General features: G+C 39.1%; 25 protein-coding genes, 6 tRNA genes and 1 other RNA gene. 27 read left to right on the top strand and 5 right to left on the bottom strand.

Annotated elements, in window-relative coordinates; genetic code table 11:
• Window positions 1-7 precede the first annotated feature (7 nt).
• From TEPIRE1_RS11760 to TEPIRE1_RS11745, 4 genes are all read right to left on the bottom strand, one after another.
• Complete coding sequence (locus TEPIRE1_RS11760) at window positions 8-802, bottom strand: electron transfer flavoprotein subunit beta/FixA family protein (RefSeq protein WP_013779388.1); 795 nt, start codon at window positions 800-802, stop codon at window positions 8-10.
• 43 nt (window positions 803-845) lie between these two features.
• On the bottom strand, window positions 846-2426 hold the full coding sequence (locus TEPIRE1_RS11755) for an L-lactate permease (protein ID WP_013779387.1): 1581 nt from the start codon (window positions 2424-2426) through the stop codon (window positions 846-848).
• Window positions 2427-2546: 120 nt separating this feature from the next.
• Entirely contained in the window at window positions 2547-3242 is a 696-nt protein-coding gene (locus tag TEPIRE1_RS11750; protein ID WP_013779386.1) for a FadR/GntR family transcriptional regulator, read from the bottom strand.
• A gap of 45 nt (window positions 3243-3287) precedes the next feature.
• Window positions 3288-4037, bottom strand: a complete 750-nt coding sequence (locus TEPIRE1_RS11745; RefSeq protein WP_013779385.1) for an acyl-[acyl-carrier-protein] thioesterase — start codon at window positions 4035-4037, stop codon at window positions 3288-3290.
• Window positions 4038-4337: 300 nt separating this feature from the next.
• Between TEPIRE1_RS11745 and TEPIRE1_RS11740 the strand changes: the two genes are divergently transcribed.
• The 12 genes from TEPIRE1_RS11740 to TEPIRE1_RS11685 all read left to right on the top strand — a co-directional run bounded on the left by TEPIRE1_RS11740 (window position 4338) and on the right by TEPIRE1_RS11685 (window position 16244).
• Window positions 4338-4700, top strand: coding sequence for a type II toxin-antitoxin system MqsR family toxin (locus tag TEPIRE1_RS11740; protein ID WP_013779384.1), 363 nt, complete (start codon window positions 4338-4340; stop codon window positions 4698-4700).
• A gap of 12 nt (window positions 4701-4712) precedes the next feature.
• The gene (locus TEPIRE1_RS11735; RefSeq protein ID WP_013779383.1) at window positions 4713-5306 is read left to right on the top strand and encodes a type II TA system antitoxin MqsA family protein; all 594 of its coding nucleotides are present in this window, start codon (window positions 4713-4715) and stop codon (window positions 5304-5306) included.
• Between the two features lie 649 nt (window positions 5307-5955).
• Entirely contained in the window at window positions 5956-7038 is a 1083-nt protein-coding gene (locus TEPIRE1_RS11730; RefSeq protein WP_013779382.1) for a stalk domain-containing protein, read from the top strand.
• 154 nt (window positions 7039-7192) lie between these two features.
• The gene (locus TEPIRE1_RS11725) at window positions 7193-8557 is read left to right on the top strand and encodes a sigma-54 interaction domain-containing protein (RefSeq protein ID WP_013779381.1); all 1365 of its coding nucleotides are present in this window, start codon (window positions 7193-7195) and stop codon (window positions 8555-8557) included.
• Between the two features lie 207 nt (window positions 8558-8764).
• On the top strand, window positions 8765-10147 hold the full coding sequence (locus TEPIRE1_RS11720; RefSeq protein WP_013779380.1) for a tryptophanase: 1383 nt from the start codon (window positions 8765-8767) through the stop codon (window positions 10145-10147).
• A gap of 107 nt (window positions 10148-10254) precedes the next feature.
• Window positions 10255-11616 carry a sodium-dependent transporter gene (locus tag TEPIRE1_RS11715; RefSeq protein ID WP_013779379.1) on the top strand — a complete coding sequence of 454 codons (1362 nt, stop codon included), beginning with the start codon at window positions 10255-10257 and terminating at the stop codon, window positions 11614-11616.
• Window positions 11617-11726: 110 nt separating this feature from the next.
• Window positions 11727-12164, top strand: a complete 438-nt coding sequence (locus TEPIRE1_RS11710; RefSeq protein ID WP_013779378.1) for a hypothetical protein — start codon at window positions 11727-11729, stop codon at window positions 12162-12164.
• Between the two features lie 97 nt (window positions 12165-12261).
• Window positions 12262-13080 (top strand): transporter substrate-binding domain-containing protein, encoded by an 819-nt coding sequence (locus tag TEPIRE1_RS11705; RefSeq protein WP_013779377.1) that lies wholly within the window; start codon window positions 12262-12264, stop codon window positions 13078-13080.
• A gap of 16 nt (window positions 13081-13096) precedes the next feature.
• Complete coding sequence (locus TEPIRE1_RS11700; protein WP_013779376.1) at window positions 13097-14113, top strand: ornithine cyclodeaminase family protein; 1017 nt, start codon at window positions 13097-13099, stop codon at window positions 14111-14113.
• A complete protein-coding gene (locus TEPIRE1_RS11695; RefSeq protein ID WP_013779375.1) occupies window positions 14104-14775 on the top strand; it encodes an amino acid ABC transporter permease in 672 nt (223 codons plus the stop codon). Before TEPIRE1_RS11700 ends, TEPIRE1_RS11695 begins: the two co-directional genes overlap by 10 nt.
• Before the next feature lie 7 nt (window positions 14776-14782).
• On the top strand, window positions 14783-15559 hold the full coding sequence (locus TEPIRE1_RS11690) for an amino acid ABC transporter ATP-binding protein (RefSeq protein WP_015295886.1): 777 nt from the start codon (window positions 14783-14785) through the stop codon (window positions 15557-15559).
• Between the two features lie 10 nt (window positions 15560-15569).
• Entirely contained in the window at window positions 15570-16244 is a 675-nt protein-coding gene (locus TEPIRE1_RS11685; protein WP_013779373.1) for an amino acid ABC transporter permease, read from the top strand.
• Between the two features lie 15 nt (window positions 16245-16259).
• Here TEPIRE1_RS11685 and TEPIRE1_RS11680 read toward each other — a convergent pair whose 3' ends face one another.
• Window positions 16260-16541, bottom strand: a complete 282-nt coding sequence (locus TEPIRE1_RS11680) for a DUF503 domain-containing protein (protein WP_013779372.1) — start codon at window positions 16539-16541, stop codon at window positions 16260-16262.
• Window positions 16542-16687: 146 nt separating this feature from the next.
• On the opposite strand from TEPIRE1_RS11680, the gene TEPIRE1_RS11675 reads away from it, so the two are divergent.
• The 15 genes from TEPIRE1_RS11675 (at window position 16688) to TEPIRE1_RS11610 (ending at window position 24809) form a co-directional block, all read left to right on the top strand.
• Complete coding sequence (locus TEPIRE1_RS11675) at window positions 16688-17944, top strand: glycerol-3-phosphate acyltransferase (protein ID WP_013779371.1); 1257 nt, start codon at window positions 16688-16690, stop codon at window positions 17942-17944.
• The gene (locus TEPIRE1_RS11670) at window positions 17910-18518 is read left to right on the top strand and encodes a GNAT family N-acetyltransferase (RefSeq protein WP_013779370.1); all 609 of its coding nucleotides are present in this window, start codon (window positions 17910-17912) and stop codon (window positions 18516-18518) included. The genes TEPIRE1_RS11675 and TEPIRE1_RS11670 overlap by 35 nt, the downstream gene beginning before the upstream one ends.
• 64 nt (window positions 18519-18582) lie before the next feature.
• Window positions 18583-18669: transfer RNA gene (locus TEPIRE1_RS11665), tRNA-Ser, on the top strand.
• 92 nt (window positions 18670-18761) lie between these two features.
• Window positions 18762-18856, top strand: a tRNA-Ser gene (locus tag TEPIRE1_RS11660).
• 7 nt (window positions 18857-18863) lie between these two features.
• Window positions 18864-18940 (top strand) — tRNA-Arg (locus TEPIRE1_RS11655).
• Between the two features lie 20 nt (window positions 18941-18960).
• Window positions 18961-19037 (top strand) — tRNA-Arg (locus TEPIRE1_RS11650).
• A 36-nt stretch (window positions 19038-19073) separates the two neighbouring features.
• Window positions 19074-19556 (top strand): tRNA adenosine(34) deaminase TadA, encoded by a 483-nt coding sequence (gene tadA / locus TEPIRE1_RS11645; protein ID WP_013779369.1) that lies wholly within the window; start codon window positions 19074-19076, stop codon window positions 19554-19556.
• A gap of 55 nt (window positions 19557-19611) precedes the next feature.
• A tRNA-Ser gene (locus TEPIRE1_RS11640) sits at window positions 19612-19702 on the top strand.
• Between the two features lie 123 nt (window positions 19703-19825).
• A tRNA-Ser gene (locus TEPIRE1_RS11635) sits at window positions 19826-19920 on the top strand.
• 125 nt (window positions 19921-20045) lie between these two features.
• Window positions 20046-20310: signal recognition particle sRNA large type (gene ffs / locus TEPIRE1_RS13550), an RNA gene on the top strand.
• 84 nt (window positions 20311-20394) lie between these two features.
• Window positions 20395-22194: a DNA polymerase III subunit gamma/tau gene (gene dnaX, locus TEPIRE1_RS11630; RefSeq protein WP_013779368.1), complete on the top strand. Its 1800-nt coding sequence runs from the start codon at window positions 20395-20397 to the stop codon at window positions 22192-22194.
• Between the two features lie 34 nt (window positions 22195-22228).
• On the top strand, window positions 22229-22540 hold the full coding sequence (locus TEPIRE1_RS11625; protein WP_041591596.1) for a YbaB/EbfC family nucleoid-associated protein: 312 nt from the start codon (window positions 22229-22231) through the stop codon (window positions 22538-22540).
• 11 nt (window positions 22541-22551) lie between these two features.
• A complete protein-coding gene (recR, locus tag TEPIRE1_RS11620) occupies window positions 22552-23148 on the top strand; it encodes a recombination mediator RecR (RefSeq protein ID WP_013779366.1) in 597 nt (198 codons plus the stop codon).
• Window positions 23149-23755: 607 nt separating this feature from the next.
• Window positions 23756-24076 carry a hypothetical protein gene (locus TEPIRE1_RS11615; RefSeq protein ID WP_013779365.1) on the top strand — a complete coding sequence of 107 codons (321 nt, stop codon included), beginning with the start codon at window positions 23756-23758 and terminating at the stop codon, window positions 24074-24076.
• Between the two features lie 298 nt (window positions 24077-24374).
• Window positions 24375-24809, top strand: a complete 435-nt coding sequence (locus TEPIRE1_RS11610) for a hypothetical protein (protein WP_013779364.1) — start codon at window positions 24375-24377, stop codon at window positions 24807-24809.
• Window positions 24810-24829 lie beyond the last annotated feature (20 nt).

Genomic DNA, 24829 nt, shown 5'->3' with positions numbered 1-24829 from the left:
CCCTCCCTTATATTATTGCCTTCTCTTTGAGAAGTTCTATTATTTCATCTACAGCCTGATTGAGGCTCTTTTCATCTTTTACTTCTATAACTTTACCTTCACGTGCTACCTTCGGGCTAAATGTTTTGACTACCCTTGTAGGTGAACCTTTAAGGCCTAAATTTTCAGGGTCTGCTTCAATTTCCTTGGCTGTCCACTGCTTTATTTCCAGCTTTTTGGCTTTAAGTTTCCCTGTAAGCGTAGGAAGCCTTGGGTCTGCGATTTCTTTGACTACGGTTACCAAAGCGGGCATCGGCAGATTTAGCACTTCATAGCCGCCTTCTATAAGCCTGGTGGCTTTTATATGGCCATCTTCTATCTCTACTTTGCTGGTAAATGTTGCAAGAGGCAAACCTAAAAGAGAAGCAATACCGGGTCCTACTTGAGCAGTGTCGCCGTCTGTTGCCCTTTCGCCGCATAAAATCAAATCGAAGGGTTTTAATTTTTCTATTGCCTTAGAAATTGTGTAAGAGGTTGCAAATGTATCTGATCCTGCAAAGAACTTATCCGTTAGCAGTACAGCATCATCACAGCCCATGGCGATAGCCTCTTTTAAAGCTTCCTCGGCTTTCTGAGGTCCCATGGAAACTACAATAATCTCACCGCCGTATTTTTCCTTTAGCCTTATACCTGTTTCAATAGAATAAAGGTCTAAAGGATTTATTATGCTTTCCACACCCTCCCTAACCATTGTGCCGGTTTCGGGATCCATTTTAACATTGCTGGTTTCAGGAACCTGTTTGATTGGTATGATTATTCTCATAGGGTTTCTCCTCCCAATTTTATTTTTTTGACACATAAACTTCCTATAATAAGCTGACTATTAAAACTTCTGCACCTAGTAAAAGTGCATATATCAGGCAATACAAAAGAGTAGAATTTAGTATCTGCCCCTCGTGCTGTTCAAGACCTGTAGCTGAAGCTGCTATGGCTATGCTCTGAGGGGATATCATCTTACCGGCAGAGGCTCCTGTGGCATTGGCTGCCGCAATCCAAACAGGGTCTTTGCCTATCTGGAGCGCAACCTGCTTTTGCAGCGCTCCAAAGAGTATATTAGATGAGGTGTCACTGCCTGTTACGAATGTGCCAAGTGCCCCTATCAGTGGTGCAACAAAGGGGTATATGGGTCCTGCGGCGCTTGCTAGTGCTATTGCAATACTTGAAATCATGCCGCTGTATCCCATTATCTTAGCCATGGATACTATAGAAAGCACGGTGCCGATAGTGGGTAAAAGCTGTTTAATCGTGCGCAAAAATATGGAAAATAACTGCTCAAGGCTTGCTTTTTGCGCCAGGCCCCCTATAACGGCAGATATTAACATTAGAGTACCCGGTGTTGTAAGCCACTGGAAGGTAGCAGGCTTGCCGCCTGGCCCAAAGTAAAGCTGCATGCTGGATGCAAAGGGTGCCTTTCCCAGAAATTTCAGTGATGGTATAAGGTTTATGCTCATAATCAGTATAAAAAGGACGATGTAAGGCATCCATGCAGCGGCAAGGCCTACACTTTTATCTGCATCAATCGAAATATTTACTTTATTTGTTGCCTGGCTTTCACCTGGGAAAAGCCATATATTATCAAGTGGGAATATTCTGACACATATTATTGTACCCACCAAGGATGCAAGTGAGCCTATGATGGCTGCTACTTCAGGGCCGATATATACGGCAGTAATGGTTTGAAACAGGGCAAAGAGTACACCGCTTACTAAGCATGCACCTAATACGTCTTTTAAACTTTTAAAAGATTTTGTAAGTAAGAGGACAAGTGCGAATGGAAGTATGATAATGAAAATAATAAGTTGGTATGCAATGCTTGCTGTAACAGCTGCCAGGTTCAGTTCTGCCACCTGAGCAAGAGTTATAACCGGTATGCCTACACCGCCAAAGGCTACCGGCACCGTATTTGCGACAAGGCAAATTATTGCTGCAAAAATCGGGTCAAATCCTATACCTGCCAAAAGACTCGCAGGTATTGCAACTGCCGTGCCAAAACCTGCGGCAGCTTCAAGAAAACCTCCAAACGAGAAAGCGAGTATCAGGGCTTGGATTCTTCTGTCGGGGGATATTTTAGCAAGGGTTGCTTTAATAGTGTCCATACCGCCGGTTTCTACGGTGACATTGTATGTATACATAGCTGCGATGATAACCCATAGTATTGGCCAAAAGCCGGTAAGAACTCCTTCAACTACAGACTGCAGCACAAAAACACCCGGCATTTGCCATGCGGTAAGTGCGATGACTGCAGTTAGGACAAGTGAAGTAAAACACACCTTATAAGAAGGGAGTTTTAACCAACCAAGACCTAACAGTAAAAATAAAAGTGGAAGAAAAGCTATAAGGCTGGAAAGAAAAAGGCTTGCAAAAGGAGATGTCAAGGGCTCCCACATTTTTAAAACCTCCTGTCAAAATATTTTAGCCTATATAAACATTTCTTACTATTTAATTATATTATACTATTATACTGGTCAGACCGCAAGAGGAAAATAAAAAATATTTTGACAAATCTTTCACAATCTTTTAAGCTTTTCTTCGACAAAATCTATATGCATTTCCATTTCTCGGGCGGCAGCTTGGCCATCCTTGTTTTTTATATGGTTACATATGGCGATGTGTTGCTGAAGCAGTGCATCCACATTGCGGGGATCCTGCATAAGCCTTTTTCGTGCATCCTTTATATATGCATCTATGCCGTCGGCTATTACTTCAACCATATCTATAAGCAGTTTGTTGCCGGTGGCTTCGCTTATAATCCGGTGCAGCTTTTTATCTGCTTCGGCCCGCCTTCCCTCGTCATCGCTTTCCATCATAATCTTTATTTGTGACTGCATTTTTTCCAGGTCTTCATCTGACCGCATTTCGGCTGCCCTTTTTGCACAGGCACTTTCCAATATCTTTCTTAACTCAATAAAGTCGGCCTGGTTTTTTTCCAAGGCTATAATAAGTGAGAGCGGCTTGAACATGGAGGAAGTAATCTCATCTACAATATACGTACCTTCACCGGGCCTACTGTCAACTATGCCCATTACCTCCATTGCCCTTAAAGCCTCGCGCATGGATGCCCTGCTGACGCCCAGCATCTGACAAAGCTCCCTTTCCGGCGGGAGCTTGTCTCCTTTTTGTAGCTGTCCGCTGTATATCATATTTTTAAATTGCTCTATTATATCTTCATATACTTTTTGCACTCTAATTGGTGTAAAGTCCATCTTTCATATTCCTTTCATATTTGTATTGCTGTAAATTACAAACCTTTAACTATTTTTAATCCATCTGCCCTCTAAAAGGCAAAGCTTTTTGCCTTCCTCGCTTAATATGCTGTGTCTTGTTATAACTTCATCATCACTTTTTATAACCTGCGCCTGAGACCTTATAATCATGCCATAAGTTGTTTCCTGCTTATATGTAACCTTTAAATTTCTAAGTTCATAATTTGAAATGATATCATAAGGCAAAGCCTCTAAGGCCCATGTGACATATACCACATTATTTACATGGCTGTTGGTGTCTATGTCGCTGTATCTTACTTGAAATTTTTTTTCTATATCACAGGAGGAAAGCTCTGTTATTTCTCCGATTTCAAGAGGCTCATCAGAAGTTACCTGATAGGCTTCATACATCACATCAGGAATTTTAAGCGGACGCCTTTTGTCTGTATCCACAAAAAGCCAAACAGAATTAGCATTTACCAGCGTTTCCCCGTCCTTATTTAAAACATCAAACCAGCGATAGGCATAAAATTTTCTAAAAGAATAGGGGGCGGTTCTAACCTTAATAGTTTCACCATATCTTGGGTATTTGTTTATTTTAATATCCCATTGATATAACATCCAGGCTACATTATGCTCCTTAAGATAGTTTATGCCGACTCCCAGCTCCCGACTTTGCTGTGTGGCAATATCATCAAAGTACCTCATCAAACTAGCGATTAAAACCCTTCCCTTAGCATTTACCTCATAATAATGAATCCGGTATTCCTTTTCAAGTATATTACTACCACTCAAAACCACGACACCTCCGAGGAAATTCAGCATTGTAATCAATACAATATTATCATAAGATTGAGGTAAAGTCATTGAAAATTAGTATCTGACCTATTATTCTAAATCAACCTTGTTACTTTATAAAAGGATGGCTGGGCAAATATTTTATGTTTAGCTTTTTGGAGGCATGATGAGTCGAGAAGAACACTGAAAACTTAAATAGTTGATTAAAAATATTATGAAATATACTATCATATGATATTGAAAATATTGATTAATGTATATTATTATGATAGAATTTTCTAAGAGGAGTAAAGCAAGATGGCAGATATTTGTGAAGTGAAAGCTTTTATTAACAAAATGCGAGAACTTTTAAATCAAGGATTATTTGATTTAGTTCCTAGAGGAAAAAATTTAGATTCAATTAAAAAGGCAGGCTTAATGATTAAGCATGTTAAGGAAATTTTAAGCAATCTAAGTTACGAAAATTATAGCAAAGGTCCTTTAGCTGATATAGGATATAAAAGGCAAGGATATGTTTGGGAATTTGGATATGATATAGAAGGAACAGAATTCTACATAAAACTAAAGATTGAAGAAAGAAATAGGCAGCAGTATATTATTTGTTTATCGTTTCATGAAGCAGAATTCATATTAAAATATCCTTTGAGAGAAAATAAATAGGAGGCGGGCAGCGTGAAAAAGTTTTGCTATGTGTGTGGCAAGGAACAAGATACAAAGATCATAACTAAAGAGGAAGTTTCTATTATTCGGGGTGAAGAAATAAAATCGGAATCTCATATACGGATATGCTCTTTTTGTAAAGAAGAATTATTTGATGAGGAATTAGACGAGGAAAATATTCAGCGAACTTATGATATATATAGAAAAAAATATGGAATACTCTCCCCGGATGAAATTAAAGAAGTAAGAGAGCAATATGGGCTTAGCCAGCGTTTGTTTGCAAAATTATTAAATATAGGTGAAGCTTCTATAGCCAGATATGAGACAGGGGCTTTACCTGAAAAGTCTTTAAGTAATATGATAATGCTTTTAAAAGAGCCTCGGAACATGAAATTGCTTTTATATAAAAATGCAGAAGTTTTAAATCATAAGGAAAAGTATAAGTTAATACAAAAAATTAATGATTTAATTTCACAAGGCGAATGTGCAACATCGGATGAAATTGATTCACATCAGCTGTATATTTTGCTTAAAAATAATGCAAAAAAGGAAGGTAAAAGCATCAAAGCATATATTGAAGAAATTATTAAAAAAGATGTTGTATAAATATGAGGGCCTTGCTATGACTGCTGAAGTAGATGGGGTAAATAAATATTCGAATTGATAAGGTATTAAGAGTGAACCGAGCCTTTAAGTTAAGGAAATTGCCATGACCCATCTGAAGAGGGATATTTTATCGAAAATAACACAGAAAGAAGTATTATTTTAAGCACATTAAAACACAGTAGAAGTATTTAAGAAGCCGTAGGGATACTCACACTATGCTTATCAATAGAATCAAAAAATATGAAATAGAGGTTTCATAGCCAAAAGATATGATATACTCATAATACTAAATATCCATGTAAAGGAGCGGGGCATATATGAAGGAAAAGTTTGTGTCACTTACGGAGCAATATAAAGAGAAATTATTAAAACTGCTTATGAGATGATTCAAATCAATTCTCAGTTAACCCAGGAGGGTGACTTAGCCCAATATGTAGTAAAAAAATGAAAGATTTGGGTTAATACCAAGATGCGCATTAGAATTGGCATATTTTTTTACAGTTCGATGTAATCATTTCAAGAAAAATCGCTGCATATTAATAACTGAGAATATCAATCAAAATTTTCCAAAACATTGACATTCATTGGTATAAACGGGTATGATAGTAAAAGAAGCAGTAAAATAATTTAATATTTTGGAGGTCTTCTCATGCGTAAAAAATTTGTAATATTAACGGCTGTTTCAGTTGCGGCTGTAATGTTAATCTCAACTATTGCGTTAGGTGCCACAGGAGCCAAAGATATTAAAGCATATTACAGAGATATTAAAATTAAGGTAAATGGCAAAATAATCGATGCAGGCCAGACAGAGCCCTTTATTTACAATGATTCTACATATGTGCCCATAAGGCTTATAAGTGAAGCTCTTGATAAGGTAGTGGAGTGGGATAATAATCAAAGTATAGTGATAATAAACGACAAATCCACATCACAAACATCGCAGGAACTTGCTGCCAAGAATGCAGAGATTCAAAGTTTAACATATCAGAATTCGCTGCTGCAAAGCAAGATTATTGAGTTAAATAAGACAATCGATGAACTGAAAACAGCAGAAGAAGATAAAGATGAAAATCCTGATGATTATTTAGAGGATTATCTTTATGATGAGTATTCCAAATGGAATGGTATAAAGTTTAAATATAAAGTAAAGGAATCCAAAGGTGATTTGACTCTGACCATAGAGTTTGACCGAAGCGACTACAAGTCAGAATGGAACAAACTAACCGAGAGAAAAATTGAAAACTGGTTAAATGACATTTTTGATTATGTTACCGATGAGTTTCCAAAAGCTGATTTTGAAGGTACAATCAGAGACACAGATAAAAAGGAAACACTAGTGTCGTTTGAAAAATCTGGCAGCAAATTGAAAGTAAAGTTTTATGATGATGTTTCTTATGATGATTTGGAAGAGGACTTAAACGATTTATATGGTTCAGGCTTAACTTCATACCATAAAAACTTCGGAAGCTTAAAAGCTACTATTGAAGTGGAAGATTATGACGATGATGAGCTTTACATTACTGTTATTGTAAACACCTCAAGGTATCCCGATGAATGGGACGCTGTTAAAGATACGGCAGCAGCTGACGACTGGCTCTATGATATAATGGAATATGCTTATGACGAGTATGAAGATTATCTCATAACAGGGCATGTAGAAAACAGCAGCGGTAAAACCCAAGCCACATTTGAATGCAGTTCCTCCGGCCGTATGAAGATAAATTGGAAATAATAGCATAAAAAAACAGCTAATTCTTTTAGAATCAGCTGTTTTTTTATTTTAGCAGCAAGACTTAAGCTTCATTGTTCCCGAGTAAAGGATTTTATTACTGGTTTGTAGAACTCTTAATTAATTACATATACACTCAGACGGAGGGATTTGTTTTATGGATAGGCTTGAAAAGATAATACAGGCCATAGACTTTATCTTAAAACGTGTCCATGAGGGAATAGTCATAGCCGATAGAAACGGTAAAGTGATTTATGTAAATGAGGCAAATGAAAGGATAACAGGTCTTAATAATAAAAAGATATTAGGGAAGAAAGTTATTGATGTAGTCCCCACATCATCGTTAATCGATGTGCTCAAATACGGTAAGGAAAGGCTTGGTGTCAAGACAAAGGTAAATAACAAGTATGTTTATTCAAATATAGTTCCCATATATGAAAACGGAATATTAATCGGAAGTATCTCCATTTTTTTAGACTTAACCGAAATACAAGATTTAAATCAAAAATTAAAAGAAGCCCAGCAGCAAATCAATATTCTTTCAAAGCAGCTATCGGGTTTTATCGGTGACAAAGATTTTATTGTAGGTAGGAATCCTAAAATGCAAAAGGTTTTACATATATCCCAAAAAGCTGCCGGAGTTATTTCCAATGTTTTGATTACCGGTGAAAGCGGAACAGGGAAAGAGGTCGCGGCACGATATATTCATAAAATTGGTCCGCGAAAAGACAAACCCTTCGTAGAGGTCAACTGTGGTGCGATTCCTGAAACTCTTTTAGAAAGTGAACTTTTTGGATATGAATCGGGAGCCTTTACAGGAGCTGACCCGAAAGGCAAGATGGGGCTTATGGAAAAAGCTAATGGCGGAACTATTTTTTTAGATGAAATCGGCGATATGCCCTTTTCCCTTCAAGTTAAACTGCTGAGAGTTTTGCAGGATAATGAAATCCGCCGATTGGGCGGCGGCCGTAAAATAAAGCTGGATATTAGAGTTATATCTGCTACAAATAAATCTTTGGAAGCCATGGTAGAAAAAGGTACTTTTAGGGAGGACTTATACTACAGGCTAAATGTAATACACATTGAGCTCCCTCCTTTAAGAGAACGAAGTGAGGATATTCCTATATATGTGAAATTTCTTATGGAGAAAATCGGACAGCGCTTAGATAAAAAGATTCACGAAATATCGCCTGCGGCTTTACGCTGCCTGATAAATTATCATTTTCCAGGCAATATAAGAGAGCTGGAAAACATATTAGAAAAGAGCTTTGTCATGGATGAGGATGGGATTATTGATGTAGATGACCTGCCGGAGTTTCTGAGCTTAATACCCAAGAATGATGATTTTAATTGGGATTTTGAAGGGAATTGGCCCACATTAAAGGAGATAGAGCGAGCAATAATAGAAAGAGCACTGGCAGCCTTTCCTAACAAGACAAAGGCTGCAAAAGCATTAGGAATATCAAGGGCAACATTGTATAGAAAAATGGAGGAAATGGGTTTAAATCAGGATATTGTATAATATTGAGACATTCATATTCCAATGATATGTTTGAAATAGTCAAATTTTTAAAAAATGTCTAAAGACGATACGCTCTACTTTTAAAATTGTATCATAATAAGACAAATTAAAATGATAGTGACAGTAAGAAAGGGGCCTGTCCCATCGGCATGAAACTTGCAACACTTTATATTATAAAAATATATATTAAAAGGAGAGGAGATTAAGATGTATAAAAGAATAGCGGAACCATTTAAAATAAAGATGGTAGAGCCTTTAAAGATGATAAGCCGGGAGGAAAGGGTAAAGGCGTTGGAAGGAGCCGGGTATAATCCGTTTTTGCTAAACTCCGATGATGTTTATATTGACCTTCTTACCGACAGCGGAACCGGTGCTATGAGCGATAACCAGTGGTCGGGCTTGATGCTGGGAGATGAATCTTATGCGGGCAGCAAGAACTTTAGAAATTTAGAAAAGACCGTGAAGGATTTGTTTGGGTATAACTATGTTTTACCGGTGCATCAGGGCAGGGGAGCAGAGAAAGCGCTTTTCCCAAGCCTTATAAAGAAAAAAGGACAATATGTATTAGGTAATATGCACTTTGATACGACAAAAGCACATATAGAGCTAAGTGGTGCAAGAGCCGTAGATTTAGTCACGGAAAAGGCTTTTGATACAGCAACACCCTATGAGTGGAAAGGGAATTTTGACCTTGAGAAACTGGAAGGGTTTATAAAAGAGCATGGAGCAGAAAATGTTGCATTTATCCTAATTACTGTTACTTGCAACAGCTCCGGAGGCCAGCCGGTATCCATGGCCAACGTAAAGGCAGTAAGTGAGATTGCAAGAAAATATAATATCAGACTATTCTTTGATGCTGCAAGGTTTGCGGAGAATGCCTACTTTATAAAGAAGCGTGAAAAGGGATATGAAGATAAGAGCATAGCAGAAATAGTTCACGAGATGTTCTCTTATGGAGAAGGCTTTACTATGAGTGCTAAGAAGGATGCTATAGTAAATATCGGAGGCTTGATAGGGATTAAAGAAGATGAAGAACTGTTTAATGAAACTGCCGGCAGGGTTGTACCTTATGAAGGTTTCATAACATATGGCGGTCTTACCGGCAGAGATATAGAGTGCCTTGCTCGAGGTCTTGTGGAAGGTATAGATGAAGACTATCTTAATTATAGAATATCTCAAGTTGAATATTTGGGGCATCGTCTTACAGAAGGAGGAATTCCCATACAAACTCCTACAGGAGGTCATGCTGTTTTCGTAGATGCGAAAAAAATGCTTCCACATATTCCCTACTACCAATTCCCGGCACAGGTACTGGCTAACGCACTTTATATAGAATCTGGGGTCCGAGCAGTAGAAGTAGGCTCCTTCCTGCTTGGAAGAGATCCAGAAACAGGCGAGCAGCTTGAATCGCCATTGGAACTGTTAAGGCTTACAATTCCGCGAAGAGTTTATACGAATGATCATATGGATGTTGTTGCCGATGCACTGATTTCGATTAAAGATAAAGCTAAAGACCTAAAGGGTCTGGAGTTTACTTATGAGCCAAAAGTCTTAAGACACTTTACTGCAAGGTTAAAGCCTATCGAATAAGAACATATGCTATAATAGTCTTTAAATAACTAATAGGCCACCGCAGGTAAGTTACCTGTGGCGGCCTAAGTTGAATAATATAAAATAAAAGGGAAGGGGAGGAAATTATGGAAAACAAGGAAACGGTAAAAACCGAACGCGGTCAATGGGCATCAAGCATCGGTTTTGTTATGGCAGCAGCCGGAGCGGCAGTCGGGTTGGGGAATGTTTGGAAGTTTCCTTATCTTACCGCCAAGTTTGGAGGAGGCACATTTCTTTTTGCATACATCTTAATGCTGCTGTTTTTGGGAATACCTGTTTTAATAACCGAAATGGTCCTCGGCCGGCGTGGAAAACTAGACCCTGTAGGCACTTATTCAAAACTTTCGGGTGGGAGCAGTTTGTGGAAATTTGCAGGATATGTGGCAATAGCGGTAAACTTTATCGTGTTATCCTTTTATGGAGTGGTCGGCGGTTGGATCACAAACTATATGTTTCAGTATATCACAGGTGGAATAAAAGGTGATATTGTCGGATATTTTGGAAGTTTCGTTTCTAATCCGTATGCACCGCTTCTATGGTATGCCATATTCATGGGGCTTACAATTTATATAGTAGCCAGAGGAGTTTCCAACGGTATAGAAAAAGCCAGTAATATACTAATGCCCATATTATTTGTATTATTTATAGTTCTTTCCATTAGGGCGGTTACTCTACCCGGTGCATTTAAGGGTTTAAAATATTATTTATTGCCCGACTTTAGCGAACTTTCGGGAACTACGTTTCTGATGGCTATGGGCCAAGTGTTTTTCAGCTTGAATATCGGAGCAGGCTGCACTATGACTTATGCAAGCTATCTTTCCGAAAATGAAAATATACCAAAATTGGCTAACATAGTGCCGGTAATGGACTTCTTAGCAGCGTTTCTTGCCGGAATGATAGTAATACCTTCGGTTTTTGCTTTTAATTTAGACCCTGCGGCAGGACCGCCTTTGCTGTTTATAACGATGCCCTTTGTTTTTGAAAAGATGCCCCTAGGGACAATATTCGGACTGCTATTTTTTGTTTTGATGCTATTTGCAGCCTTAACTTCTGCGATTTCAATGCTGGAAGTCAATACTGCACTCTTGGTAGATAATTATAAAATAGATAGGAAAAGAGCTGCTTTAATAGCGGGAACGCTAATATTCATGCTTGGGATACCTTCCTCCTTATCACAAGGAATCCTGGCGAACTTTAAAATATTTGGCCTTGACTTTTTAAGTGCGATGGATTTTCTGGCATCATACATTTTAATGCCTTTCGGAGCTTTTATGATGACATTATTTGTTGTTAGAGTTTTGGGGCTTGATGAGGCTATAAAAGAAGCTACAAATGACGGTACGGTACCCTTTGGATTGGGAAAAATATGGAGTTTCTTAGTAAAATACGTTGTTCCGGTCATAATATTTTTAGTATTTTTAAGTTCCGTAGGTATTATCAAAATCTAAATGTTAGTTATTGACTTTAATTAAAAAAAACAATATCATGTTAATAATAAAGGCAAATGGCTGGTTCGTGTGAGGAATCAGCCATTTTTCGCCATGTGGAGAGGTCTTACGTGATTGATAATAGAGGGTATGCCTTGGTAGTAGTTCTCTTTGTTTCTGCTATTATATTTGCATTAGGTGCCGCAGTATTAAACATGTCCACAAATGAGTATTTGATGAGTTGCTATGCCAGGGATTACACCATGGCATACTATCTTGCAGAAGGAGGCGTGCAAGAAGCACTTTCGATTTTAAAAGACAATCCCGCTTATACACCTGGCACTAATTGGAATACTATGGGTGAAGGCCAATATAAAGTCAAAATATCGTCTAAACAGGGCGGTGATTCAATATTAATAACCTCTACTGGTAAAGTAAGAAAAGCAGAAGTTGTACTAAACGTTAATGCAAAATTGTATATAGAAATAGATGAAGAGGTATACCCTGATCCGCCTCATAGAAATGTGGAAATACAAATATTATCATGGCACTGCGAAGGGCCAATTTAATAATATAAGAAAATTGCGCATATTAAAGCCAGGTATTGAATAATTATACATATGGGTGTATAATTATAGCCAGTTATTTAGACTTAGGAGGATGAAAATGAATAGATTAGCAAAAATATTAATTTGTGTGCTATGCTTAACTTTAATACTTGGCACTATGACAGGCTGCGGCAAAACCGAACAGCAGGACCCAGACAAAGCAAATTCAGGTGAGCAGCCAAAGGAAGAAAAAAAGGTATGGATTGTAGGAACATCTCCGGACTATCCTCCCTTTGAATTTGTAGATGAGAAGGGCAATTTTGCCGGTTTTGATATGGACCTTATTCAGGAAGTCGGCAATCGACTGGGAGTGGAAGTGAAAATTGAATCGCTGGAATTTGAAAGCCTGATTGCATCTTTAAAGCAGGGCAAGATTGATGCAATTATTTCCTGCATGAGCCCAAATGAGGAAAGATTAAAAGAGGTAGATTTTACCAAACCTTACTATAAGACAAAACATGGTGTTTTAGTAAATCCGGAAGGTAAAGCTGAAATCAAAGAGCTCAATGATGTGCTAAAGTATGAATTTGGCGTTCAAAGCGGAACTACAATGGCCGCATGGGCACAGAGCCAGATTGAAAAAGGTGCAGTGAAGGAATCCCAGGTTAAATACTACACAGATGCCAATGCCGGTGTATTAGATGTGAAAAATGGGCGATTAGCTGCATTTGTAATTGACCTGCCTGTTGCCTATGAGAAAGCAAAAGAATTAGGTCTTGAAGTTGCAGTTGAAACAGTTCTAGAGAAAGATGAAGACCCGGGAATCGTTTTAAAAAAAGGGTCTGATGAAATGCTGGAAAAGTTAAATAAAATTATCGATGACATGATGGCAGATGGAACAGTAGAAAAGTTAGAAGAAAAGTGGTTTAAGCAATAATTGGAGGCTTAAGTTAATGAAAACTGAATTGTTATTTATGAAACAAGAAGATGTAATAGCAGCAGGGGCTTTAGACATGCAAAAGATTTTGGAGCTTGTGGAAAAGGTATTTTATCTTCAAGGCCATGAGCAAATTATAAATCCTCCCAAAACCGTATTTGGTATTCCTATAGGAGAGGAGCCCCAATCCCACTTTTTTTCAATGCCGGTTTATATAGGCGGAGATGTTAATAGACCGGGTATCAAGTGGGCAGCCGAGTCTAAGACAAATGCTAAGACGGGTAATCTGCCTATGGGCATAGATATGATTATTTTAAGTGATCCGGTGACGGTTCAACCAGTAGCCATCATGGACGGTATGGTCATTACTGCCATGAGAACAGCGGCTGCCGCAGGGGTTGCTGCAAAATATCTTGCACCTGATGATGCGAAGGTTGCAGGACTTGTAGGGGCTGGAGTAATAGGAAGAACAATGATTATGGCGTTAAAAGAAGTTATCCCGAGCCTAAAACAGATAAAACTGTGCGATTTGAACACGGAAAAAGCCCGAAACCTTGCAGATGAGTTTAAAGGTGAAATAGAAATCATTTTGTCAGATAATGTGGAAAATGCCGTAAGCGGTGCAGATATAGTAGCGACCATGACCACCAGTAAAAAGCCATTTGTCAAATCTGAGTGGGTGAAAACAGGTGCTATGGTTATACAGATGAGCTCATATGAGGTAGAAGCAGGAGTTGTTGAAAAGTCAGACAAGATTGTAGTTGACAGTTGGGAACAAATGAAAGAGAATGAGCTTTCTATCATAAATCAGTTAGTTAAAAAAGGTTCACTGGATGAAAAGGACATATGGTCCTTAAGCAAAGTAGTATGCGGTACAAAACCCGGCAGAGAAAACAAAGATGAGATTACTATGTTCAGCTCTCGCGGCATGGGGTCATTGGATATAATTATAGGTGATTACCTTTACAAAGAGGCTATGAAAAAAGGCCTCGGGCAAAGACTTGTATTGTGGGATGAGGCAAAATGGGTTTAATAAGTGATAAGGCTTTTGATGTTTTAAGAAGCATTCCCTACCTCCTTGAAGGGGTAGGGATAACCCTTGAAATAACAGTGATAGCCCTTGTACTGGGTACGATAGCCGGGCTTTTTTTGGCGTTGTGCAGAGTTTATGGAGGCAGTTTTCTCCACAATTTTGCCGTAGTGTATAGCCGCATTATAAGAAGCTTGCCGCTGCTTGTAATTGTGTTTATGCTTTACTTTTTAGGTTCTGAAATCATAAACATACCGGCATTTTGGGCGGCAGTTCTAGCTTTGGCGATGCATACCAGTGCATATCAGCTGGAGATTTTCAGAGGAGCTATTCAATCTATAAACAAAGGACAAATGGAGGCAGCTTTGGCATTGGGCATGAGCAAATACCAAAGCATTTTTGCTGTTATCCTCCCCCAATCTTTGCGACGGGCAATTCCTTACTGGGCCAATGAGGCAACTATTGTACTAAAAGATTCTGCTATGGCGTATGTGCTGGGTATCACCGAACTGATGCGCCGCAGTGAATATGTAAGTGCACGTACGGCTCAACCCATGTTGACATACATTGTATCGGGGTTAATCTATTTAATAATGACATATGCATTTACAAAGAGTATGGCTAAAGTTGAATCCAAAGTAAGGATTCCTGGCCTTGAAAGGTGAATTTTTAATGACTGAACCAATTTTACGTATTAATAATCTGCATAAAAAATTTAAAGATACCGAAGTGCTAAAAGGTGTAACACTTACCGTAAATGAAGGTGAAGTTGTTGTAATTATTGGTCCCAGCGGGACAGGTAAAAGTACTCTCCTTCGCTGCATTAATCGGCTGACAGAGCCTGATGCCGGTGAGATTTACTTGGGCGAACATAAAATCGAGTCGGCTAAATCAAACCTGACTAAAGTTCGCCAGCGAATTGGCATGGTATTTCAAGACTTTAACCTTTTCAATCATTTGACAGCTTTACAAAACGTCGCCATTGGCCCGATAAAGGTAAAAAAAATGAACAAAAAGGATGCTTTAGAGCTTGCAATGCGCGAATTGGAAAGGGTCGGAATGGCTGATAAGGCCCAAAATTATCCGGCAGAACTTTCGGGAGGACAAAAACAGCGAGTTGCCATCGCCAGAGCACTTGCCATGGACCCTGAAATCATGCTTTTTGATGAACCTACATCGGCATTGGATCCTGAACTGATAGGCGAGGTTTTGGAAGTAATGAAAAAATTGGCGGATGCAGGTATGACCATGGTAGTGGTTAGCCATGAGATGGGATTTGCCCGGGAAGCAGCGGATCGCATAGTGTTTTTAGAAGATGGGGTAATTGCGGAAATGGGAAGCCCGGAAAAAATATTCAACAATCCCGAAAAAGAAAGAACTCGCGAATTTATCAGCAAAATAGCCAGGCTTCACGGCAGTGATAGTGAAATGCCAGGAACCGGGAGTTGATGGGTAAATAATGGAAATGATACAGTTTTTTATCAAGATTTGGCCGGAACTATATAAAGGTCTTCTGGTATCCTTGCAGCTTTCGGCCGGTGCGCTATTGCTTGGCCTTGCCATAGGTCTTCCCATGGCACTTGCAAGGACATATGGAAAAGGTTTAGCTAAAACTTTAGCAACAGCGTATATCGAGATTATTCGCGGCACTCCCATGATTGTCCAGCTGTTTATAATATACTACGGTTTGCCTGATTTTGGAATATTACTTGACAGAATGCCGGCGGCTATTATAGCATTGGGAATAAACAGCAGTGCATATCAAGCCGAATATTTTAGAGGTGCGATTTTATCGATTGATGAAGGCCAAGGCCTGGCAGCTCAAGCATTGGGCATGACAAAAAGCCAAACCATTGTAAACATTATACTGCCTCAGGCGCTAAGACTTGTACTGCCGCCATGGTCAAATGAACTTATATATATGGTCAAATACACATCAGTTGCATTTCTGATTGCCGTACCGGAGCTTATGGCACGTGGAAAAATGATTATAACACAGACATTTAAACCCATGGAAACATTATTTTGGGTAGGGGCCATATATGTAGTCGTGCTATCCGTAATAGCTAAAGCCGTTGACATAATTGAAAAAAAACTTGCTATACCGGGATTCCAAATGAGCAGGGAAGATTAAAAACCTGCTCATTTTTTATAGGATTTCTTTGCAAATCTCCTCAATGGCAAATCGCCCGTCTGCCTCTAAAAAATCTAAAACAAGGTCTAACTGCCTGTCCACAAACTGACTGCTGTTTGATACACAGGCAATACCGATTACTGCACACCTCTTGACATCTTGCTGGTCCACTTCGGCTATTGATACATTAAATCGATTTTTTGTCCTTTCAATTACGCTTTTAACTATCTGCCTTTTATCCTTCAAAGAAAAGATGTCCCCCAAAGACAATTTCACTATCAATGTTCCTACTACCATGATTATCACCTGCCAAGCATTGTTTGACTAACTATATCCTAACAGACTGAAAATACTTGTGCAATAATCTTCCAACAATAAAATCGTTTAAAGCTTTATATAAATGTGGTATTATTGTAACAGAGGAAGGGTTAAAGGAGAATATCATGTACAAGTTTATAATTATAGCAATCCTAGCATATATCATCGGCAGCATTCCGGTGTTGATTAATGATTATAGAAAATACGGTATTGAGCTTGCAAAGGGATTTTTGACACTTATGGCGGCAGGGATGTATCTTAATTCGGGGCTTTCCTACCTTATGGCATCGGTTGGTGTTCTGGCAGGCCAGAGCAGATCGATGTTTTTAAAATTTAGCGGACATACTACCGAGGCAGTTTCCCTTGGGATAATACTTTACATGTCGCCGGTCTTCGGGATTGTGTTAATAATGACCTTTATTGCTGCAAATAGATTTCTCAAAGATTATGGACAATCAGTATTTGCTACATCTTTGATAATTCCTTTTGCTGCTTTTAGAATATTTACAAGTGACAGTTTTGTAATAATATCTTTAATTATCTTTGCCGGTATTGTAATTCAGTTCTGGCCTCCATTTTTAGAAAAAAGATTGCGCTCGAAAGTGCTTTATGATGCATTAATAGGATTAGGTGTACTTAGCTTTATTATTATTTTTTTCTTTAATAAATATGTTTATAAAGGTTTTGGCATGCAAAAAGATATAATTCGACATGGCCCGCACCATTTTAAGTATGTGGCACTGACCTTTGATGACGGTCCTGATCCGATTTATACTCCGGAAATTCTTGATATATTGAACGAAAAAAATGTCAAGGCTACATTTTTCTTAATAGGTAAGAACGTGGAAGATTATCCTGAAGTTGCTCGGAGGATAGTGAATGAAGGGCATACTATCGGAAGTCATACTTATTCCCATAGAAGCCTTATACCGCTTACAGCCAAAGGAACAGATTATGAAATTAAAAAAACTGAAGCTGCAATAGAAAAAGTAACGGGAGTCAGGCCGACTTTGTTTCGACCGCCCAGAGGAGTCTATTCAAGCTATGCTCGAAGATTGCTGAAAAACAAGCGATATACATTGGTGCTGTGGGATTTATCGGCCATAGATTGGGCGGAACTTGCACCTAAAGAGATAGTGTCAAATGTAGTAAATAATGTAAAACCCGGTTCCATCATACTAATGCACGATAGCGGAGATCTCATAAAATATCGCGGCGGCAATAGATACTCAACTGTAAAGGCCCTCCCTGAGATTATTGACAAACTGAGGGCTCAGGGTTATGAGTTTGTAACTATTGACCAAATGATATTCCTTTCTGAACTTATGGAAACGGAGGAATACTCTCATGAAGATTATCTTGGCCCAATACCAGCATATTGATGAGGTTGCAGAATTGTTTTGTTTGGCTTTTGAAGAAAGCATAACCTTTTTCACACCGATGAGCGAAAAAATAAAAAACGCTATGAAAGATGCTTTTCACCTTCTGCATGAGGTCTTTACTCAAGGTTTTTTCGTAGCAGTAGAGGGTGATAAGGTATGTGGGTATATAGTCATGGCAGATGATATAAAAAGACTTTGGATGCAAGCCATAACTTCCGGTTTTCTTAAAAAGGCCATAGTTTCGGTAATACGGGGAGAATACGGATTGACACTGCCCACACTCTATAAAATAGTTAAAAATAAATTACTTTATTTTCGATTTGAATTAACAACCAAACCCTCGGCTCAGCTTTTATCCATAGCAGTTCACCCAGAGCATCAAGGCGAAGGTATAGGTCAAAAGCTGCTGTCAAAAGGCATAGATTATATAGAATCCTTGGGTATTAAGCGTATAAAGTTGGAAGCAAGACCAGATAATACAGCTGCCGTCAAAATATATGAAAAGCACGGATTTCATACTGTAGGCCAGACTTGCGATTTACAAGGTAAATGGCTGATAATGGTGAGAGAATAGAAGTCTTTGATAGTGTTGACAAGGGAATAAATTTTGTGCTATACTTTTAAAGAGTCATCGGACAGGAGGGGTGTCCGAGCGGTTTAAGGAGCTGGTCTTGAAAATCAGTGTCTCGAAAGAGCCGTGGGTTCGAATCCCACCCCCTCCGCCATAACTGAAAACTAAAAACAAAAGTCAAACAAAGATGATCCTGCAGCATACGGATAATATGCTATATGACATCTGATATCAGACTTTTGTAAAGGAGAGATGGCCGAGTAGGTCGAAGGCGGTCGCCTGCTAAGCGATTATACGGACTAAAATCCGTATCGAGGGTTCGAATCCCTCTCTCTCCGCCATTTGCATGCGCCTGTAGCTCAATTGGATAGAGCGTCTGACTACGGATCAGAAGGCTGTGGGTTCGATTCCTGCCAGGCGCACCATTATTTAAACGCATTTAATTGCGCCCGTAGCTCAGGAGGATAGAGCAGCGGTTTCCTAAACCGCGTGCCGGGGGTTCGAGTCCTCCCGGGCGCACCATAAAATGATAAATGTAAATAAGGATTGTAGTAAAATATGCCTACACTCGAATATCAGAAGGATGATTTTTTTTTCATGAGGCAGGCCATCCAAGAAGCCAAAAGGGCTATGGAGATAGATGAAGTGCCGATTGGCGCTGTTATTGTAAAGGCTGACGAAGTCATAGCCAGAGCCCATAATCTCAGAGAAACATTGCAGGATGCAACTGCTCATGCGGAACTCTTGGCTATTAGAAAGGCCTGCGAAGTATTAGGTACTTGGCGGCTGGAAGGCTGCACTTTGTATGTAACACTAGAACCTTGTCCTATGTGTGCAGGTGCCGTCATTTTGTCGAGAGTTGACCGATTGGTGTTTGGCGCAAAAGACCCAAAGGGTGGGGCTTGCGGTAGTCTGATGAACCTTCCCGCTGATGAAAGATTTAATCATAGACCAAAGATAGCAGCCGGGATAATGGCCGATGAGTGTGGCAATATCTTGAAAAAATTTTTTCAAGATAAACGAATGAATAAAAAAGCTTAAACATAAAAGTAAAATTCTATATCGAGCAACATCTGGCATCCGACTTCTGAAACAGGGAGAGATGGCCGAGAGGTTGAAGGCGCTCGCCTCGAAAGCGAGTGGGCGGTTACCCCGTCCCGTGAGTTCGAATCTCACTCTCTCCGCCATTTAATATATTCTAGAGGCCGCAAACCAGAGCTAAGATATAAGTGTGAAACTAATTAAAAAATTGGTATTGATTGTAGACAGCAATTCCAAATCCGATGTCTAATATCAGATATCCGAGACGTGGAGAGATGGCTGAGCTGGTCGAAGGCGCGCGACTGGAAATCGCGTAACCGTGCTAAAACGCGGTTCGAGGGTTCGAATCCCTCTCTCTCCGCCATATATGAAAACAAACAAGGGTTACAGGAAGCAGGCCTGTAGCCTTTTTGAATGTATAAATTTGCAGCTTGCTTTAAGGTATTAAATATAGTAAAATAAATGAGTAACAGATTGCTTAAAAGTTTGCCGTGCTAGATGGGGAGGCAGCGGTGCCCTGTACCCACAATCCGCTACAGTGGGGTCGAATTCCCTCTAGAGGTCTTTTCCCTGTGAGGTCTGGCTTTGACAAGTGGTGACGATGACCGGGTCCTGCGCAATGGAAACTTTCGAACCCCGTCAGGTCCGGGAGGAAGCAGCGGTAAGGAAGCCCTTTCATGTGCCGCAGGGGAGCCTGGTCGGAGCTAACTGTCATTGTAACGCTCGGAGGGATGGATCGACGGAGGGTGCACGGCATATAGATTTTAGCCGCCGATATTATCGGCGGCTTTTAAAATAAATGCATGACTTTCATTTTAAGTATTTAGGAGAGATTTTCATGTCTTATGTGGCCCTTTATAGAAAATACCGTCCGCAGAATTTTGATGAAATAGTCGGCCAAAAAGCTATTGTTACAACTTTGAAAAATCAATTAAAAAGTGGTAAAATTGCACATGCCTATCTTTTCTGCGGCATGAGGGGAACAGGTAAAACCAGCACTGCCCGGGTTTTTGCTAAAGCTCTTAATTGTGAAAAGGGACCAATTGAAAATCCGTGCAATACATGCGCATCCTGTAAAGCGATAACAAGCGGCAATATGATGGATGTCATAGAAATGGATGCTGCATCAAACCGAGGGATTGATGATATTCGAGATCTCAGGGAGAAAGTAAATTTTGCTCCTTCAGAAGGTCGATATAAAATATACATTATTGATGAAGTCCACATGCTTACTACCGAAGCTTTTAATGCCCTCCTAAAAACCCTTGAAGAACCGCCTAAATATGTAATTTTTATTCTTGCAACCACCGAACCTGACAAGCTTCCGCCGACAATTCTGTCAAGATGTATGAGATTTGATTTCAAACGAATTACCACATCTGAGATTGCTGAGCGGTTAAAAAAAGTTGCACAAGATTCCGAAATTGATGTAGATGATAAGGCACTACTACAAATAGCAGCTCATTCACAAGGGTCGGTCAGGGATGCCTTGAGCCTTCTTGACAAAGCCATGGCTTTTGGCAAAGGAAAGCTTGCTTATGAGGATATACTGATACTGCTCGGAGCAGTAAGCAATGAGGTGTTTTATGATGTTTCTGCTGCGGTCATAAAAGGCAACGGCACTGACTTATTGAATGTCGTAGATGAAGTAGCAAAACAGGGTAAAGACCTTTTTAGATTTATGGATGACCTTTTAGAACATTTCAGGAATTTGCTCATGGTTTCCATTGGCGCAGACAGGAGTCTTATTGATGTTATCGATGAGGATTATGCAAAACTCCAGGAGATTTCCAAAGGATATACAAGAGAAAAGCTGTTATCTATCATAAATGTATTGAAAGATGCTGCAAATGATGTAAAATGGTCTTCACAGCCTCGGATTATATTAGAAGCAGCCTTGGTAAAACTTACACTTCCGGCATTTTGGGAAAAAGAAGAAGGATACATTGCAAGAATACAGCAATTAGAGAGGCAAGTGGCGGCTTTAGAGGAACAATTACAAAATGCGGTAAAGATTGGTTGTGATAACACAAATCAATCTATTTCGAAATCACATGATGCCGCATCTGCCAAAAATACCTTACCGACAGACACCCTAGTAAGCGATGGCCATGATTTAACTCAGAAGATAAAAAAGTCCAAGGATAAAAGCGAATCCGTTGAATCTGTTAAAATCGATGAAAGCGATAAAGAAAAGGCAGATGATTCGAAGATTTTGCTTAGACTTCAAGAGGCTTGGCCGAATGTGCTGGAAAGCTTAGGTTCCAAACGAAAAATGACACTTTACTCATCTATCAAGGCAGGCGGGATAAGACCTGCTAAAATCGAGAAGAATAAATTGTATCTCATAAATGACGGCGATGCTGTTTATGAGGAAATAATTCTAACTGAAAAGCATACTATAGAAGAGATTATAAAACAGATTACAGATATAGATGTGACAGTTAAAGGGTTTATAGTTGAGCAAGATAATGAACTGCCTGAGCCTAGCGCATCTGAAGAATTATCCGCTGCTTTAGAGGAAAACGATTCTATGGCAGATGAGTCTAAAGCCGAAAGCGAAGAAATTTCCGGCGAAGAGTATGGCAAAAGAGTTATTGAGTTTGTTGGTGAAGATATTGTTACCTTTAAAGATTAATAAAAAAATTAAGGAGGAAGAAGCTTTGAAAAATATGGGAAATATGAATAAACTTATGAAACAGGTTCAAAAGATGCAGCAGGATATGGCAAAACTTCAAGATGAGCTTCAGGAAAGAACAGTTGAAGCCACTGCAGGTGGTGGGGTGGTTAAAGTTGTAGCCAGCGGAAAAAAACAGATTGTAAGCATCGAGATAAGCCCAGAAGTCGTGGATCCTGACGATGTAGAGATGCTGCAGGACCTTGTAATGGCAGCGACCAACGAAGCACTGCAGAAAGCTGAAGATATGGTGGCTGAAGAAATGGGCAAGCTTACCGGCGGGCTAAATATGCCAGGTCTTTTTTAGGTGGGGATTAAATGGCTTATTATGCAGAGCCGCTGGATCGCCTAATCGGCGAACTTTCCCGCCTGCCGGGTATAGGCCCCAAAACAGCCCAGCGCCTTGCCTTCTATATTCTAAAAATGTCCAAAGACCGTGTGGAAAGCCTTGCAGATGCTATTTTGCAAGCTAAAGAATTAATTACCTACTGTTCGATTTGCGGAAATTTTACTGATGTGGACCCGTGCAGTATATGTCAAACACCCTACCGGGATAAAAATACAATTATGGTAGTGGAGGATCCTAAAGACATAGTAGCTATGGAAAAGACCAGAGATTATAAAGGTCTTTACCATGTGCTCCATGGAGCCATATCTCCCCTGGAAGGCATAGGCCCCGACGACATCAAGATTAAAGAACTATTGGCAAGGATAACACCGGAAATAAAAGAAATCATCCTTGCTACAAATCCCAATGTGGAAGGCGAAGCTACCGCCATGTACCTGGCCAAGTTACTCAAACCCCTTGACGTAAAGGTTACCCGCATAGCTTACGGAATTCCCATGGGCGGAGACCTAGAATATGCCGACGAAGTAACACTGACAAAAGCCCTAGAAGGCCGCCAGAAGATTTAAGATGTCAGGGAATTGTCTCCATCAAATAAAGTCCTATCATTATGCAAATTCATTTTAGGAAGTAAATAAAGTAGTATTAGGAAACATGGTTTATTAGGGATTAGGAATCTCGGGTAGGCCATGTTTTTTTTATTAGAGGTTTGTAAGGATTAAGGGATATGGAGTAAGGCTCAAGGACAGATAAATCAATGGATTAGAAGATAAGATGGAGGAGAGAATGGCAGAATAAATGGACAAAATCTCCCCTTATCCCTAGTTCCTAAATCCTATTATTTCCTCAATTCTACAAGTACTTTATTTTCAATATTTGGCCAAAAAATCAGGAAATGCAAGGACTTTAAAAGATAAATTAAAGAGAAAAGGGTGTAAATGGGAAATCAGGGATAAGGTAACAGGTCAGTAGTATCAAGGGTTTGAATGGTGTTGGTGAGAGAACTTTATTTGAAAAAGGAGAGGAGTTTGTTTGATGAACACATAGTTAGGAACAAGGGAAAAAAGGAAGTAGATGTTTTTATAGGTTATAGGGTGTAAAATAAAGGTATATGGTATGGATTGATAGAATTATCTGAAACAAAGATTATTTATATTTTTTTATTGGGGGTAACGTATGAAAAAATTGAGAAACATGATTCCGTATTTAGCAGTAATTATGTTGGACTTTTATCTGCTTCCATTTTTAATTAGAGATACTGGGTCGGCTATGCTGATGTTGCTCGTAGTAGTCCCTCTAATTTGTTTTGTTTGCTCACTTGTTTATGGGATAAAAAATTCTTTTTGTTCGGCATATGCAATAGTTGTAGCGGTTTTATTCATTCCAACGATTCTAATTTTCTATAATTCAACTGCCTGGGTATATATCTTTGGATATGGGGCTATTGCATTAGTTGGTAATGCGATAGGGATGATGTTTAGTAAGAGAAGAAAATGAGCATAACTTGTATCAGTAATTAATACGTATTGCTTTAGATATTGCTTATTAGTAAAATAATGTGAATTAAAGGTTACTTAATATAATATGTAGTCATAAATAAATTATAGAAGTGGGATGACTTGAATATTATAGGAATTGGCAATGTGAAGTTTATATTTACTGATGAGTTAGACCTTGTACCAGAGAACTTTCCAAAACCAGTACTTCAACTGGAATTTGAAGTTATGCTGCCATGGCTATTGGAAGAAAAGCCTTTATGAAAGTAAATATAGCAGTAAAATCGGAGGATAATGAGATGGATTGGAAAGAGATTAATTCAGAAAATGATATAAATGATTTACTAAAGACTTTTGGAGGATTCCATGATGGAGTTTTAAGGGAAATGCATCTTTGGAATGATTATTATGTAGACGAAGATTTAAGAATGGATTCTGGAGATGGAATGTTAAATGCAAAAGTATTATTTCAAAGGCAAGGAAAAGAGCCTTCTGTAATAGAAATAATATTTTTGGGTATTGATAAAATAAATATTGTATCGACTCCTCCTAACTACTGGTATATGATATTTGATGCAACATGGGTTTACAAAGAGGGCTTATATTATTGGGCTGAAGTAGGGGATTGGGAGATAGAAGATAATAGTGTTACATGGCTTTCTTCCCAAAATATAAAATGGAGAAGTGTGGATGGGTGGCTTGGAAGTAAGTTAAGATACGGGTCGAGTAGGTAATTACAATATGATATTTAGTT

Source organism: Tepidanaerobacter acetatoxydans Re1 (assembly GCF_000328765.2).
Classification (GTDB): Bacteria; Bacillota; Thermosediminibacteria; order Thermosediminibacterales; family Tepidanaerobacteraceae; genus Tepidanaerobacter; species Tepidanaerobacter acetatoxydans.
Note: the sequence above shows the minus strand (reverse complement) of the source record. Positions and strands in the feature narration are given on the sequence as shown.